Source organism: Arcobacter pernae, from assembly GCF_049472135.1.
GTDB lineage: Bacteria > Campylobacterota > Campylobacteria > Campylobacterales > Arcobacteraceae > Arcobacter_B.
This window is the reverse complement of the sequence record NZ_JBMOVV010000016.1, coordinates 31,974-46,886: the sequence shown is the minus strand read 5'-3', so window position 1 is coordinate 46,886 and position 14,913 is coordinate 31,974. Positions and strand designations below refer to the sequence as shown.

Genomic DNA, 14,913 nt, shown 5'->3' with positions numbered 1-14,913 from the left:
CTTATGAATTAGAATTAAATTCTTCTCTTCCGAAGAATTTAGTTTTGTTAGTGTGAATAACCATATTCTTAGCCATTTGATCATTTATATCTGCAATATTCATTGTATCTTGTGCTTTTGATGCATTTTCTTGCGTTGCTTTATCTATTTGAGAAACGGCATTGTTTATTTGTTCTATTCCAGTTTTCTGCTCTTTTAATGAATCAAATACATTATTCATAATATCTCTAGTTTTTACAATATTTTCATTTATTATCTCATACTCATTTATCATCTCATCTGATGCTTTTTTCCCTCTTGTTGTTACATCTGATGCATCCCCAACTAATGTTTTTATTTCATGTGCTGCTTCAGCACTTCTTGTTGCTAGATTTCTAACTTCTTGAGCTACTACAGCAAAACCTTTACCCGCTTCTCCAGCAGTCGCTGCTTCTACTGCTGCATTTAGTGATAAAATATTTGTTTGGAAAGCAATTTGATCAATAATTGCAATAGCTTCTTCAATTGATTTTGTTTTATTATTTATTTCATCCATTATAGAAGCATTATCTTTTGCATTGTGATAACCCTTATTAATTGATTGATTTAAATCTTGAGAGTATTGAATCATTTGACTTACATTTGAATTATTATTGATGATTGTACTAGTTATTTGTTCAATTGCAGAAGCTGTTTCTTCTAGTGTGGCAGCTTGTTGTATTACACTTTTGCTTAGAGCATTAATATTCCCTTTTAAAATATCAGAGTTCTTACTAAGTTTTGTATTGTTTTTTAAACTACTTAATAACATCTGAGATATTTTTATATTAACTTGATTTATTTCATCAATCATATCTTTTAAGTCATTGCTATAAATATTTTCTATTTGAATAGTAAAGTTATTATTATTGTAGTTATCCATAAAATTGTTTAAAGAGTCAATAGTTTTTCTAAAACTATCTAGTGTATTATTTATATTTTTTGATATTATATTTATTTTTTCATTTGATGATGTATTTGTGATTCTTGTATCATATTCACCTTGACTAGAAAGCTCAGTTACTTTTTGTATTTCATCAAAAATTTCTTCATTAAAAATATTATCTATTCTGTTTTTTTCATTTTCTTCATTTGTTTCAGTAGTTTTTTTATTGTTATTTTCTTTTCCTATAAAATTAAAAGCCATTATTATTAATATAGATAAACTTGAAATTATGTATATCAAGTAAGTTGGATTTTTATTTAAGAAAGTAAGTGCAATTATTGTTGTAATAGCAGTTATTGAAGCTAATAGATGGTTTTTATTCATAGTTGTCCTTATTGAAATAGTTGAATATTGTACTTGTAAAAGGTAGCATAAAAAAAGCATTTAGAAATTATTTTACTATTCTATGTAATAAAATTTTAATATATAAAGTTATATAAAGTATAATACAAAAAATTAAAGGATTATCTATATGAAAAAAATTATATCAACAAATGATGCTCCATCAGCAATTGGACCATACAATCAAGCAACAGCATTTGAAAAACTAGTATTTTTATCAGGTCAAATTCCATTAGACCCAAAAACTATGGAACTAGTTGGAGGAGATGATGTTCAAGCACAAACAAGACAAGTTATGGAAAATTTAAAAGCAGTATTAGAAGAAGCAAACTCTTCTTTTGACAATGTTTTAAAAACAACTTGTTATTTATCTGATATGGATAACTTTGTAGCTTTCAATGAAATCTACGCAGAATACTTCGGTGCAGATGACGCACCAGCAAGAGCTACAGTGGCAGTAAAAACTTTACCTAAAAATGTTTTAGTTGAAGTGGATGCGATAGCGTTTAAAAACTAGAAGATAACTACTTTTTCTTTTTTAAAAGAAAAAGTAGCAAAATTAAAGTTTACTATAAAATTATTATATCTTGTAAAATTTTATCATTACTGTATAATTATAGTTAAATTAGAAAGCAGTTTTTGATAGAATATTAAATAAGATATATACTTTAAAGATATTTCTAATTAAGTCTAATTAATAGGAATATAGAATGAAACAAGAACTAATTATAGAAATAATAAAACTATTAAATACAATATTAGAAATATACCTAAGACATTTCTAGTAAAATTAAAATAAAGAAGATAACTCTTCTTTATTTTAAACTCAACCCAACTCTTTGTTTCTCCAAATCAACACTTATAACTTTTACTTTTTCTAAGTTCTGATTTATATTTAGAACTTCACTTGGATGATTTATTCTTTTATTACTTATTTGTGAGATATGAAGTAGGGCATCGTTTTTTAGTCCTATATCTACAAAAGCTCCGAAGTCTGTGATGTTTCTTACTATTCCACTTAAGATAAAGCCTTCTTTTAACTCTTCTATTGAAGTTACATCACTTGCAAACTGTACTTGGTTGAAGTTTTCTCTTATATCAAACCCTGGTTTTTTAAGTTCTTCTATTATGTCTTTTAGTTTTAGTGGTGTTGTTTTTAGTTCTTTTGATATTTGCTCTATTTGTGAATCAATAATACTATTTATATCATAAGATATTTGTAGTTTTTTAGTTAACTCATAATCTTCTGGGTGAATTGCTGTATTATCTAAGATAGATTTTCCATCTTTTATTCTTAGAAATCCTATTGCTTGGATATATGCTTTTTCACCTATACCTTTTACTTTCAAAAGCTCTTTTTTACTTGTGAATTTTTTGATTTTATCTCTATGTTCTACTATGTTTATTGCAAGTTTTTCACTAATTCCAGAGATAAAAGATAGTAATTTATATGAAGCTGAGTTTAAATCAACTCCTACTTTATTTACTAGGTCAACTGTTGTATTTTCAAGCTTTTGGCTTAACTCTTTTTGATTTATATCATGTTGATATTGACCAATACCCAGTGATTTGGGGTCGATTTTTACAAGTGCAGCCATTGGGTCTCTTAATCTTTGTGCAATAGAAATAGCACCTCTTATTGTCACATCTAGGTTTGGATACTCTTGTATTGCTATTTTTGAAGCTGAGTATACACTAGCACCTATTTCACTAACTATGGCATAGTTAATATCTAAATTTTTTTCTTTTATTAGATTTGCTATAAAAGAGGCAGTTTCTCTTGAAGCTGTTCCATTTCCTATGGCTATTGCAGTGATATTATGTTTTTTTATTAGCTCACATACTACTTTTGAAGAGTTTGTTATATCCTCTTTTGGTTTTGTAGGATATATTACATTTGAGTCTAAATATTGTCCATTTTCATCTATTACAGCTAGTTTACATCCCGTTTTATATCCAGGATCCATTCCTAAAATCACTTGGTTTATAAGTGGTGCTGTTTGAAGTAATTCTTTTAGATTTTTACCAAAAAGCTCTATTGCTTCTTTGTTTGCTTTATCTTTCAGATTTGCTATTGCTTCTCTTTTTAGACTTGGAAGAAGAAGTCTTTTAAGTCCATCTTTATAGGCTTCAAAAACTATATCTTTTGAACTGCTTGCCCATGATGGGATTTTGTATTTTTTGATATTTTCTAATATATGTTTTTCATCAATATCAACTTTTATGTTAAGTTGCTTTTCATTTACAGCTCTTAAAATAGCAAGAGTTCTATGGGCTTTGATATATTTTATTTTTTCATTTTGACCTGCAAAACTTGAATAAACACCATTTTTGTCAAACTCTTTTGCTTCTTTTATTTCTAAGCTTCCCCAGTTTAAAATGATATTTCTAATAATCTCTTTTGATTTAAAATCATCTGCATATCTTTGAGCTATTATGTCTTTTGCCCCTTGTATTGCATCATCAATTGATTTTATATTTTTATTTAAAAACTGTTTTGCTTTTTGATTTATCTCATCATTTGTATATTTTAAACACTGGATTATGTTTGCTAAGGGTTCTAAGCCATTTTCTATTGCAGTGCTTGTTCTTGAAGATTTTTTATCTTTAAATGGAGTGTATATATCTTCTAAAGCTTGAAGTGTTGTAGCTTCTTCTAGTTGTTTTTGAACCTTTTCACTTAAAAAGTTTTTCTCTTTTAAAAGGTTTATTATCTCTTCTTTTCTAGATAAAAGCTTTTGTGAGTATTGAAAAACTTCTTCAAAAATTCTAAGCTCTTCATCTGTTGCTCCACCTGTAAAATCTTTTCTATATCTTGCAATAAATGGAATAGTACAACCTTCTTCAAGAAGGTTGATTATATTTGAGATAGATTTTGAACTAAGGTTTGTTTTTTCTTCAATAAGTTTAATTAATTCATTAGTCAAGTACAACTTCCTTGAAGTCACTTCTTGTATCTTTTAAAGGTTTGTTACTTTGAGCTCTTACTGTATATACAAAAGAGATTTTTGCTTCATCTGTTTTATTTTTACTTGCATGGTGAAGTGTTTTACAGTGAAAAAGTACTACATCTCCTTTTTTTAGGTTTTTATGCGTTTTTTTTGCAATGATTTTTTTGTTTTCTTCATGGTCATCTAAGAAGTTTGAGTCTTCATCAAAACACTCTTTACAGAAGTTGATTTTATGACTTCCTGGAATAAACTCTAATAAACCATTATCTAAAAACTCATCACCTAGACTTAACCATACAGACACTAGATTGTCACCTTCAAAATGCCAGTATCTTCTATCTTGGTGCCAGTAAGTTCTTGTACTTTCGTGTGGAAGTTTTGTCATTATTGAGTTATGATGAGCTAGTGTTAAAACAGGAGTATCATTTAGTACTTGTTTTAAAATAGGTCTTATATCTTCATTTGTCATCCACTCTTTAAAAATATCTTCTCTATCATAAACTTGTCTTAGTCTTCTAACTGTAATATTTTCATCATCAAGTTGCATATACTCTTGTTCTGTTTCAATTGGTGCTTGTTTAGCTGTTAAGTGCTCTTTAGCTTTTTGTAAAATCTCATTACAAAGTTTTTCATCTGCAAAGTTTTTAATGATTAAAAAACCATTTTCATTAAACTCTTCTAATTGTTGTTCTGTAAGTTGCATTTATACTCTTATATAGATAATTTTTTCGTATTATAGTCAAAAAAGGATTTTTATTTGTTTATTTATTGAAAATAGTTTTTTAAAAGAGATAAATAAGTTATATAAAACTAATTATACAGGATTGTCACACAAAAAGTACTATTTTATTGTATAATATCTGCATTAATTTAAAATAAGGATATTAGAGTGCATATTGCATTTATTATTGAAAATTGGGCTAATATTGAGCCATTAAAAAGTTCAACTCTTGCTGTTATTAAAGAGTGTATGCAAAGAGGTCATAAGGTTTCTGTTTTATATACATATGATTTAACTGTAAGAAATAATATAGTTCATGGTTTTGCAAAAAATTTAAAATTTGAAGGAAAAATTCCAGAGTCAGCTACTGCTTTTTATAAAAAGATATCGTATGATATTAAATTGACAGCACTTCATGCTTTTGATTGTATTATGATTAGAAAAGACCCTCCAATTTCACCATTAGTTTTCAACTTTTTAGATTCAGTAAAAAATGAAACATTAATAATAAATGATGTAGATGGTATTAGAAAAGCAAACAATAAACTTTATACTACAACATTCCATGATCCTACAAATACATATTTACCAAAAACTCATGTATCAGGTAGTAAAAAATATATCAAAAAGATAATTGAAGAATCAGATGAAGAGAAAATGATATTAAAACCTTTAGATGGTTCAGGTGGAAGAGGTGTTATTGTTCTTGAAAAAAATGCCACTTCAAATATCAACTCATTATTAGATTTCTATATTGATGATTCTGGTGAAAATTATGTAATTTTACAAGAGTATATTCATGGAGCTGAAAATGGTGATGTAAGAGTAATTATGTTAAATGGTAAAGCAATTGGTGCATATCATAGAAAACCAGCTGATGGTGAACATAGAGCTAATATCCAAACAGGTGGAACAGCACATAAATATACATTAACTGAATCTCAAAAAAAGATTTGTTCAAAAGTTGGTAAAAAACTAGCTTCTGATGGTATTTTCTTTGCTGGACTTGATATGATAGGAGATAAAATCTTAGAAGTAAATGTTTTAAATCCAGGTGGAATTACAAATATTAATAAGCTTTCAAAATTAAAACTTCATAAAAATGTAGTTGATTTCATAGAAGAAAAAGTTCATGAAAAAATCGAAAAAAGAGCTGAACTTGAGTACTTATTAAAAAGACTTAGCGAATTAAGAGAGTAAGTAAATTTTACTTACTCAATAGAATTTTATCTGTTAATATAGCTAAATCTTTATCTCTTAGCTTATATGTATAACTTATCAATGTACTTAAATCTAAGTTATTTTGTATCATTAAATTTGCAGCACCTTGATAATCCTTTTTTGAAGTGATTAAAAACACAATTTGGTCAATTAAACTTTTAACTTGTATACTTACACTTGGATTAATACTCATTGCAACTCCTTTAATTTAAAATTGCATCATGCCATTGCACTAAAGATATACGTCTTCCATCTTTTACTTTTTTTACCTCATGACAAAAAAATGGATTACTTGGAAAAAGTACCATTTGACCGGCTTTTGGTTTAATAGTTACATTCTGCGCATTTTTATCATATAGATAATTGAAAAGTAATTCTCCCCCGTGGAAATGCACATCATCTTTTATATTTTCATCATATGTTGTAGTAAATAAAACTGTTGAAAGTTTTCTATTTCTTGCAACAGCTTTAAATCCTATAAGTTCATTTTCATTGTAAATCATACTTGAATCATCACTATGAATACTATAAAAAGAGCCCTCTAAATACTCTAAAGCTTGAAGTTTTGAAGCTGTTGTTAAACATAAATTAAAATAGTTTTCAATTTCAGCTTGTTTCTCTTTAAATCTTTGATTATATATCTCTAAATAAGTATCTTTGATTTTATAAATATTTGTTTTTCTGATTTCTTCATCTAGTTGACTATCTGGATAGTTCTCCAAAGTTTTTAACTTTGCTTTTTCATAATCAGAGCTTTCTTTTAAATCTTTGTTAATTAATAAACACTCTTCTTGTGTTAGAAAATCATCTATTATTAAAAAAGGATAATCATAGTATGTATTTGGTATTAGTTTTGTCTCTATTTCCATTTCAAACAGAAATTTAGAACAGAAGACATGATTACTAATTTGAATACTATTTGTATCTAATATCTTAGATATGTTTTTTTCAATTCGCATGTTTTTACTCTAGTTTTTAAGATATTTTATTACATAGTCTGCAAAGTTTGTTATGTCCAGTAGTTTTAATTTTTGTGTTCGTGATACTATGTTTTCAAATGATAGTTGATGTTGTTGCATAAGTTGATATGCAATGTCATAATTCTTTTTTTTAATGTTTGAAACTATTTCATATATTGTTTCTATGATAGGGTCTTCTATCAAATAACCATCAATATATTTATCTAAAAATACCATTGACAATTTTCATTCTCCAAATTAATATAAAATAAGAATCTATTAGTTCTATTGAAATTATAAACCAGAAATCTCAGAAAAAAGCTGAAATGAAACTTAAACTATTTTTAGCCCAATTAAAGTACCATTAATAGGCTATTTCAGAGAAAAAAATAAATATTAGAAAGTTTATAAAAATTAGTTTATTAAGCAAAAAAATCATAAAAAATGATAAAACCTAATTAAATTTATCAAGTTTAAATATACTTGAAAAGCACACAAATCTAGTAAGTATAAATATATTTGATTAAATTAATCAAGATTAAAGTTAATGACTTTTTTAGAAAAAGAAGCTATAATGACATTAAAATTTGATAGATTAAGTTAAAACATAAATAAATCAGGAGAGTAAGATGGCGGAAAAAGAGTTATCACCTTTAGAGCAGTTAAAAGCTTCAAGAAACCCTTTAAGAGTTGTAGATGATATGTTTAAAGAAGCACAAGAGGGTGTTCCTTTAAAAGATGAATACATTGGACTTTTAAAATGGTATGGTATGTATCCACACATTAATGGTGAGGAAACAGAAGATAAAGCATACTTTATGAAAAGAATCAAATTAACTGATGCAAAAATGACTGCTAAGCAATTAGAAGTTATGGCTAAAATTGGTCAAGATTATGCACAAGGTTTAGTTGATTTTACAGATAGACAAAATGTACAATTTCACTTTATTGAAATCAAAGATATTCCTGCAATTTTTGAGTTATTAGATTCAGTTGGTTTAACATCAAGAATGGCTTCAGGTGATGGACCAAGACCTATTATGACTTCTCCTGTTGGTGGAATTGATGCTGATGAAATTATTGACGCAAGTACAATAGCAAAAGAGATTGATACATATTTTGATGAGAATGAAGATAGATTCTGTAACTTCCCAAGAAAATATAAAATTGGTGTTTCTGGATGTTCTAAACATGCAGCAGCTCATGAAATCCAAGATGTAGCTTTTACAGCATTTAAAGATGAAAATGGTGAAGTTTTATTTGATTTAACAGTTGCTGGTGGACTTTCTAAATCTAAGCAAATTGCATATAGAGCAAATAGATATGTAAAACCAGAACAAGTAAAAGATGTAGCAGTTGTATGTGCTGAAATCTTTAGAGATCATGGAAATAGACATAATAGAAATAAAGCAAGAGTTAGACACTTAGTTAATGAGTGGGGATTAGAAAAGTTTGTAGCTGAGATTGAAACTAGATTAGGTTACTCTTTACAAGAAGGTTTAGTTGAACCAAAAATAACTCCAATGGAAGATAGACATCACTTTGGTATTCATAAAGCAAAACAAGAGGGTGAGTCTTATGTTGGATTTGCAACAAACTCAGGTAGAGTTGCTGGTGATGACTTTAAAGCTATGAGTGATATTTGTAATAAATATAATGCAGGTGGTATTGCTTTAACTTCAACTCAAAACTTTATTGTTTATGGTGTTAAAGATGATGTAGCACAAGATTTAGCAGATGAATTTGCAGCACTTGGGTACCCATATGAGCCTTCAGTATTTAGAGCAAGACTTCAATCATGTACAGGAAGAGAGTTCTGTAAATTTGGTATTACTGAAACAAAAGAGTATGCTAAGAAAGTTGTAGTTGAACTTGAAGAGAAAAACCCAGACTTTAAAGAACCTGTAATGATTGCTATTTCTGGATGTGGAAATGGATGTTCTCAACCACAAATTTCTGATATAGGTTTAGTTGGAACTAAAGTTAGAGATGAAGAAGGAAATAGAGTTGAAGGTTATGATGTACTTTTAGGTGGTCACTTACAAGGTGAAAAAGGAAGTAGAATAGCACATAAATCAGGTGTTAAAGTAGAAGCAACTAAGGTTGTGGATTTTATCTCTGATTTAGTATCTTCGTATAAAGCTGACAACTTAGGTCAAGCTACATTTAAAGACTATTTAAATGTAGTAGAATTAGATAAATAGAAGGTTTTCCCTTCTATTTAATTTTCTTAGTAAAGTTTCCCAAACTTATCCATATATAAAAGATAAACTCTCAAATCAAACTCCACTTGATGATAATCCTGCATCATAAAAGTACATAAATTATAAAAAGCTTTGTTGTGTTCTTTCTCTTTAAGATGAGCTAGTTCATGAACTACAATCATTTCTAGAAATTTTTCAGGTACATTTTTAAATATGGTAGCTACTCTGATTTCATTTTTTGCTTTAAGCTTATTTCCTTGAACTCTTGATACAAATGTATGCATACCTAAAGCATTGTTTATTACATTTATTTTTCCATCATATAAAACTTTTGATAATTGATATTTTTTAAAATATTGATTTTTTAAATCATTAACATATTCGTACAAAGCTTTATCAGATTTAATAGAATGAGCTGTAGGGTATTTTGATTTTATATATTTATCAAGTCTGTTTTGTTCTAACAAGGTTTGTATTTGTTCTTGTAAATTCTTGGGGTAGTGTTTTAAGTATTTCATTAAAGTATTATATTAAAAAGTTTGTTATAATCCATTGGAAAAAAGAAAAAAGATTAAAATAATGGAAATACTAAATACAAATAGATTGATATTAAGAACTATGTGTGAAGAAGATTTTAAGATTTTACATGAAAAGATATTTTCAAATAAAAAAGTAGTAGAAAATACCTTTGGTTCAAGTGGATTTTCAAAAGAAGATACAAAAGAGTTTTTAAAAGCAAAAGGAAATTTTGATAAGAAAATTGGATTATCTGTTTTAGAAGAAAAATCAAGTAAAAATATAATAGGTTTAGCAGGTATTTTACCTTGTAAATATTTAGGTGAAGAGGATTATGAAATAGGCTTTATTTTAGAAGAAAACTCTTGGGGTAAAGGTTATGCAAAAGAGATAGGAATAGAGCAAATACAGCAAATAAAAACTTTAGGAAAAAGTAGAGCCATAGCAGCAGCTGCAAAAGAAAATATCTCTTCTCATAAGGCATTAACTAATCTAGGATTTAAGTTTGTAAAAGATTCATATGACGAAATAAGAGGAAAAAGAGTAATTTACTCTTTAGAGTTTGAATAAAAGAAGATTAGATTTCTTCTTTTATTTTTTCTAAATCATTTATTTTTTCGTGGTACTGATTCTCTTTTTCTCTAACAAATTTGATTCTATCTTTATTTATTTCTAAATACTGTTCTTTAGAGTATTTAACAATTTTATATAAGTAGTTTCTTTTTGAAGTTAAAAAGTCTTCAATTTTTTCAAATCCAAAATTAGCTTTTAATTTTGTTAAAATCTGGTCTTCTCTTGGATGTTGAATAGCAAATCTTGTAGGTTCTTTTTTATAAAGCTCTTCTGATTCACTAATTTGTTGTTCAAAGTGTGCAATAGTTGCTTGAGTTGTTTGAATATAAGAGTATGATAAAGCACCATTAAAGTATGCAAACTTCTTTCTTAAAGCAGAAATATTCTCTAAAATAGCTCTATGGTATGATCTTAATACATTTTCATATACTTTAGCAGCAAAGTGTCTTGTATTTGAGAACTCTAAATCAGATGCAATTTCTCTATGTTTTCTAATAAGCTCATAAGGCTCTTGCCATTTAGCAACTTCATTTTTAATGATTCTATATACTTCTCTAAATGCTTCATCTGTATTTAGTTCTATATTCTTTAGAAGTTTTATAGATCTTTTGAACATTTTATCTATCATTTGATCATCATAGAAAAGGTTTTTGTAGATATTATCAGCGTCAATCCAATAAGTTTCATACTCTACTTTTTCAATTTTTTCTGATTTTAAGAAACCACCTTTTGATTCTTCAAATCTATAAGCTTTTTTTCTTTTTATATTTTTGTATGTTTCATGAGCCATTTTTTCCATAATAGCTTCTAGTGAATTATAGATTGTAAATAGTTCTTTAGAGTATTTTTTATGGATATTATCAAATGCTTCAATTACACTATCTTCACAATTTTTTAGTATATTACTTAAAGCATCGTAAACACCAATAATTGTTTGATACTCTTTAATTAAAATATTACAAATACCTTTTAAATCTTTTTTAATAGCATACTCTTTTGACTCTTGTGCTTTAGGTCTAATAGTATTTTCAATAAAGTCTAAAACTTCTTGAATATTTGAATCATGAAGAAGTTTCATATTTGATGTAATATCTTGGTATTTGATCTCTTTAATCTCTTTTTGGAACTCATCATACTTTTGTCTAAAGAATTCAAGTGATGTACAATCTAAGTTTTCATTTAGCTCGCTTTTAAATTGTTTTAAAACCCTATCAACACTATTTTCAATTAGTACTGATTTTTGATGTGCTCTTGAATCAAGTGCCATTTTTGCTGATATTGGAGTAACTTGTGCAAAATATTTAGAAAACTTTTCTTTTACATAGTTAGTTGTTGTTTCAATTTGTTCTTGAGAAAACTTATCTTTTTGGTTTAGTACACATAAAGTTTTATCTTTAAAGTGACTCATATATTCATCTAAAATATCAGCTTCAGATTTTTTACCAGCATTATCAATAAGTGTAAGCCAAATAATTCCACCAACATCTCTTAATACTCTTCTTGTTGTATCGGTATCACTTTGACTTTGAGAGTTAAGACCTGGCGTATCCACAAAAGAAATCTCTTTTAAAATATCCATAGGTGCATATAAAGTAAGATACTTGATATCTTGCATTTCATCTTGTCTTTGGTCTGTAAAATCTGCAATTGCTTCAATAGGTGCATATTCATTTGCACCTGAATAATACGTGATTTTAAGTTTATACTCTTCACCATAATTGATAAAGTTTACTTTTGATGTAACTGGTGTAATACCTGTAGGAAGAATATTTCTTGATAGTAAAGCATTTAGGAAAGTTGATTTACCTGCTGAAAATTGACCAGTAATTGCAACTTCCATTGGATATCTAGCTCTTCTAATTTGTTTATTTAAAATACTTTCTAGTTGTCTTGATGGCAAGAATTTTTCATCAAGAAGTTTATCTTGTACTTTTTTGATTTCTCCTACAATTCCACTTTCATAAACTACTTCTTTTTTAGTATAAGTATCTTTAAATTCATTAATAAAATTATCTAAAATATTTATTGCTTTACTCATTAGTGTAGTCCTTTAACATTAGATAAAATATTATCTAGTTTTTTCATTTTCTTATGAATCTCTATTGATAGTTCAGCTCTATTTTCATCATTCTTTTCAAATGACTCAATTTGATTTTGTAGAATTTTTTCATCATTTTCTAGTTTTTGTTCAAAAGCTTTTAATGGTGCATTTAATGTAGTGAAAAAAGAATCAATTAAAAGGTTTGAAACCTTTTTAGCTTTTGATTTTATATCTTCTTCAATAGCTTTAAATTGTCCTTTTATAAAACCTTCTATCTCTCTATCAAGTTCATTTAGCTTTTTCTCTTTTGATTTAGATACAGCTTGTGCGATTTGACTTACTAATACTTCATTGTTTGATGTTAGGAAACCAGATTTAAAGTCATCTTGGAAGAATCCTCTTGCATCAAAGTTATCATTTTTATGACCAATTGAGAATCCAAAATCATGATATTTTTGTTCACATTGTTCACCAATAGATTGTGATTTTTTGATAAATTTATATCTATAATCTCTAATTACATCAATAATTCCATCTTTAATTGCTGTTTCAACAATTACTTTAATTCTTGAGTTTTCAGGTCTTTTTTTGAACTTTTCAAATGAATATCTTACATCTGAAATAACCCTTTGTTTTATAACATTTTGTAGGTCTATTAACTCACTTTGTAAGAATGTCTCAAGTGAATCAATATAGCTTTTTGCATCATTCTTATAGAAGTTAATATCTTCTTTCATTGCTGTAAATATTCTTTCATTTACAGCTTTTTTCTTATTAAACTCTTCTAATTCTAGATTTAACTCTTCTTTTGATTTAGATAAAAGTTTTAATTCATAGTTTAATGCGGCAGTTTGTTTTTCAATACTTTTTGTTAATTGAGATTTTGCTGATTGAACGATTAGTTCACTCTTTTGTGAGTTTGAACCAAATAATGTTTCTTTTAAGTAATTCTCAATCTCTAATATACCAGTATCTTCTATTGTAAATCCAGCATCTAAAGCTTCTTGTTCTCTTCCTGTTCTATGTAATAATGCCATTTTCCCAGAAATTGGAATAAACTTAATAGTTTTTAGAATATAGTCAAGTTGAGAATCTTTATTTTGAGCTTTAAGTTGTCTTTGAATTGATGACTTTGTATATTCAATAACTTCTTGTAATTGTTCTTTTGTTACAGTATCAGCTCTTGTAATTACAATTAGAAGCTTTGAAATATTTTGATAAAGTAGGGCATCGATAATAAACTCAACATCTTTTAGTGTAGCACTTTGAGATACATTCATTAAATGAAGCATCATATCACATTGAGATATATACTCTTTTGTAATCTCTTCCCTTTGAATAACAGGGTCATCAAGACCTGGAGTATCAACAATTTCTATTCCATCAGATAAAAATTCTAAATTTGAACCTAGTTCTACATACTTAACTAAATTACATTTTTTTCCACTAGCTTCTGCTGATGTGTAGCTTGATAAATCATTTATATCAACTTCGTCATATCTTGATTCTTCTTTAATATAATCTTTTAAAGAATCACCAAAAATTCTATTTGTTTCATTTACATAATCTTTCATAGAATCTAATTCTTGTGCAGAATTTTCAATTCTTGCCCATTCATTTTTATTCCAGTAGAATACTTTTGCATTTTCACTTGGGTTATGTTTTACTATAGTTAAGTTAGCAGTTTCAGGTACAACAGCACTCCCTAAAATCTCTCTACCCATTAAAGCATTTAACATTGTAGATTTACCAGCGTTCATTACACCTGTAATACCAATTGAGAATTTTTGATTATTTAAATAGTTATAGCATTCATCTAACTCTGATTTTGTTTCATTATTATTTGTATTGTTTTTAAGTTCATCAATAAAATCTTCAAGTGAAGATTTTAATTCGATGAAACTAGATTTGTATTCTAATTCTTCTTCATCACTAAAACTTTCATCACTTTCATTCATATCTAATTCTTGATAATCAAATAAAGAACTAAGTTTAGTATAGTTTTCTTGGTTAATTACACCATTATTATTTAAGTGTTCAAAAGAATTGTGAAGTACTTGAATATACGATTTAACTTTATTTTCTTGAATATTTTCAATAATATTGTGTTGTAAGTGATTTAGTTCACCAATATTAGTAGGTGTTTTTACATTTAATTTATTACATAGTTTTTCAAAAGATTTTAACGGTAAAAATCTTTTATACTCTTTTCTTGATGCACTTAATATTAAGGCATAAATACTAAAAGTTTCTTCATCTATTAAAGTATCAATTTGTTCTACATCTAAATTTTGTTCAAACGTAATACCATGATAAAGTAAAAAGTAGTCATTTGCTAAGCTCATTATATCTCTCCCTAAAATACAAAAAGTTAAATATCAAATGAAATTGATACTTAACTTTTTCTACTTATATAATGAA

13 protein-coding genes are annotated in these 14,913 nt (G+C 27.1%); 4 read left to right on the top strand and 9 right to left on the bottom strand.

Annotated features, from left to right (window positions below):
- Position 1 precedes the first annotated feature (1 nt).
- The gene (locus ACH5BF_RS13620; protein WP_423274809.1) at positions 2-1,288 is read right to left on the bottom strand and encodes a methyl-accepting chemotaxis protein; all 1,287 of its coding nucleotides are present in this window, start codon (positions 1,286-1,288) and stop codon (positions 2-4) included.
- A 148-nt stretch (positions 1,289-1,436) separates the two neighbouring features.
- On the opposite strand from ACH5BF_RS13620, the gene ACH5BF_RS13615 reads away from it, so the two are divergent.
- Positions 1,437-1,823, top strand: coding sequence for a RidA family protein (locus ACH5BF_RS13615; RefSeq protein ID WP_423274808.1), 387 nt, complete (start codon positions 1,437-1,439; stop codon positions 1,821-1,823).
- A 298-nt stretch (positions 1,824-2,121) separates the two neighbouring features.
- Here the strand turns inward: ACH5BF_RS13615 and ACH5BF_RS13610 are convergent, their stop codons facing one another.
- Positions 2,122-4,233, bottom strand: coding sequence for a Tex-like N-terminal domain-containing protein (locus ACH5BF_RS13610; protein WP_423274807.1), 2,112 nt, complete (start codon positions 4,231-4,233; stop codon positions 2,122-2,124).
- On the bottom strand, positions 4,226-4,960 hold the full coding sequence (locus tag ACH5BF_RS13605) for a phytanoyl-CoA dioxygenase family protein (RefSeq protein WP_423274806.1): 735 nt from the start codon (positions 4,958-4,960) through the stop codon (positions 4,226-4,228). Before ACH5BF_RS13605 ends, ACH5BF_RS13610 begins: the two co-directional genes overlap by 8 nt.
- A gap of 186 nt (positions 4,961-5,146) precedes the next feature.
- Here ACH5BF_RS13605 and gshB point away from each other — a divergent pair, with 186 nt between their 5' ends.
- Positions 5,147-6,178, top strand: a complete 1,032-nt coding sequence (gene gshB / locus ACH5BF_RS13600) for a glutathione synthase (protein ID WP_423274805.1) — start codon at positions 5,147-5,149, stop codon at positions 6,176-6,178.
- A gap of 7 nt (positions 6,179-6,185) precedes the next feature.
- Here the strand turns inward: gshB and ACH5BF_RS13595 are convergent, their stop codons facing one another.
- Genes ACH5BF_RS13595 through ACH5BF_RS13585 form a run of 3 tightly spaced genes read right to left on the bottom strand, consistent with a single transcriptional unit; the run spans position 6,186 to position 7,401 of the window.
- Positions 6,186-6,392, bottom strand: a complete 207-nt coding sequence (locus ACH5BF_RS13595) for a hypothetical protein (protein WP_423274804.1) — start codon at positions 6,390-6,392, stop codon at positions 6,186-6,188.
- A gap of 10 nt (positions 6,393-6,402) precedes the next feature.
- On the bottom strand, positions 6,403-7,158 hold the full coding sequence (locus ACH5BF_RS13590; RefSeq protein ID WP_423274802.1) for a 2OG-Fe(II) oxygenase: 756 nt from the start codon (positions 7,156-7,158) through the stop codon (positions 6,403-6,405).
- Between the two features lie 9 nt (positions 7,159-7,167).
- A complete protein-coding gene (locus ACH5BF_RS13585; RefSeq protein ID WP_423274801.1) occupies positions 7,168-7,401 on the bottom strand; it encodes a hypothetical protein in 234 nt (77 codons plus the stop codon).
- A 386-nt stretch (positions 7,402-7,787) separates the two neighbouring features.
- Here ACH5BF_RS13585 and ACH5BF_RS13580 point away from each other — a divergent pair, with 386 nt between their 5' ends.
- The gene (locus ACH5BF_RS13580; protein WP_423274799.1) at positions 7,788-9,362 is read left to right on the top strand and encodes a nitrite/sulfite reductase; all 1,575 of its coding nucleotides are present in this window, start codon (positions 7,788-7,790) and stop codon (positions 9,360-9,362) included.
- 26 nt (positions 9,363-9,388) lie between these two features.
- Here ACH5BF_RS13580 and ACH5BF_RS13575 read toward each other — a convergent pair whose 3' ends face one another.
- Positions 9,389-9,880 carry a M48 metallopeptidase family protein gene (locus tag ACH5BF_RS13575; protein ID WP_423274798.1) on the bottom strand — a complete coding sequence of 164 codons (492 nt, stop codon included), beginning with the start codon at positions 9,878-9,880 and terminating at the stop codon, positions 9,389-9,391.
- A 61-nt stretch (positions 9,881-9,941) separates the two neighbouring features.
- Here ACH5BF_RS13575 and ACH5BF_RS13570 point away from each other — a divergent pair, with 61 nt between their 5' ends.
- Entirely contained in the window at positions 9,942-10,448 is a 507-nt protein-coding gene (locus ACH5BF_RS13570) for a GNAT family N-acetyltransferase (protein ID WP_423274797.1), read from the top strand.
- Between the two features lie 7 nt (positions 10,449-10,455).
- Here the strand turns inward: ACH5BF_RS13570 and ACH5BF_RS13565 are convergent, their stop codons facing one another.
- Complete coding sequence (locus ACH5BF_RS13565) at positions 10,456-12,489, bottom strand: dynamin family protein (RefSeq protein WP_423274796.1); 2,034 nt, start codon at positions 12,487-12,489, stop codon at positions 10,456-10,458.
- Positions 12,489-14,837, bottom strand: a complete 2,349-nt coding sequence (locus tag ACH5BF_RS13560) for a dynamin family protein (RefSeq protein WP_423274795.1) — start codon at positions 14,835-14,837, stop codon at positions 12,489-12,491. Before ACH5BF_RS13560 ends, ACH5BF_RS13565 begins: the two co-directional genes overlap by 1 nt.
- Between the last annotated feature and the right edge of the window lie 76 nt (positions 14,838-14,913).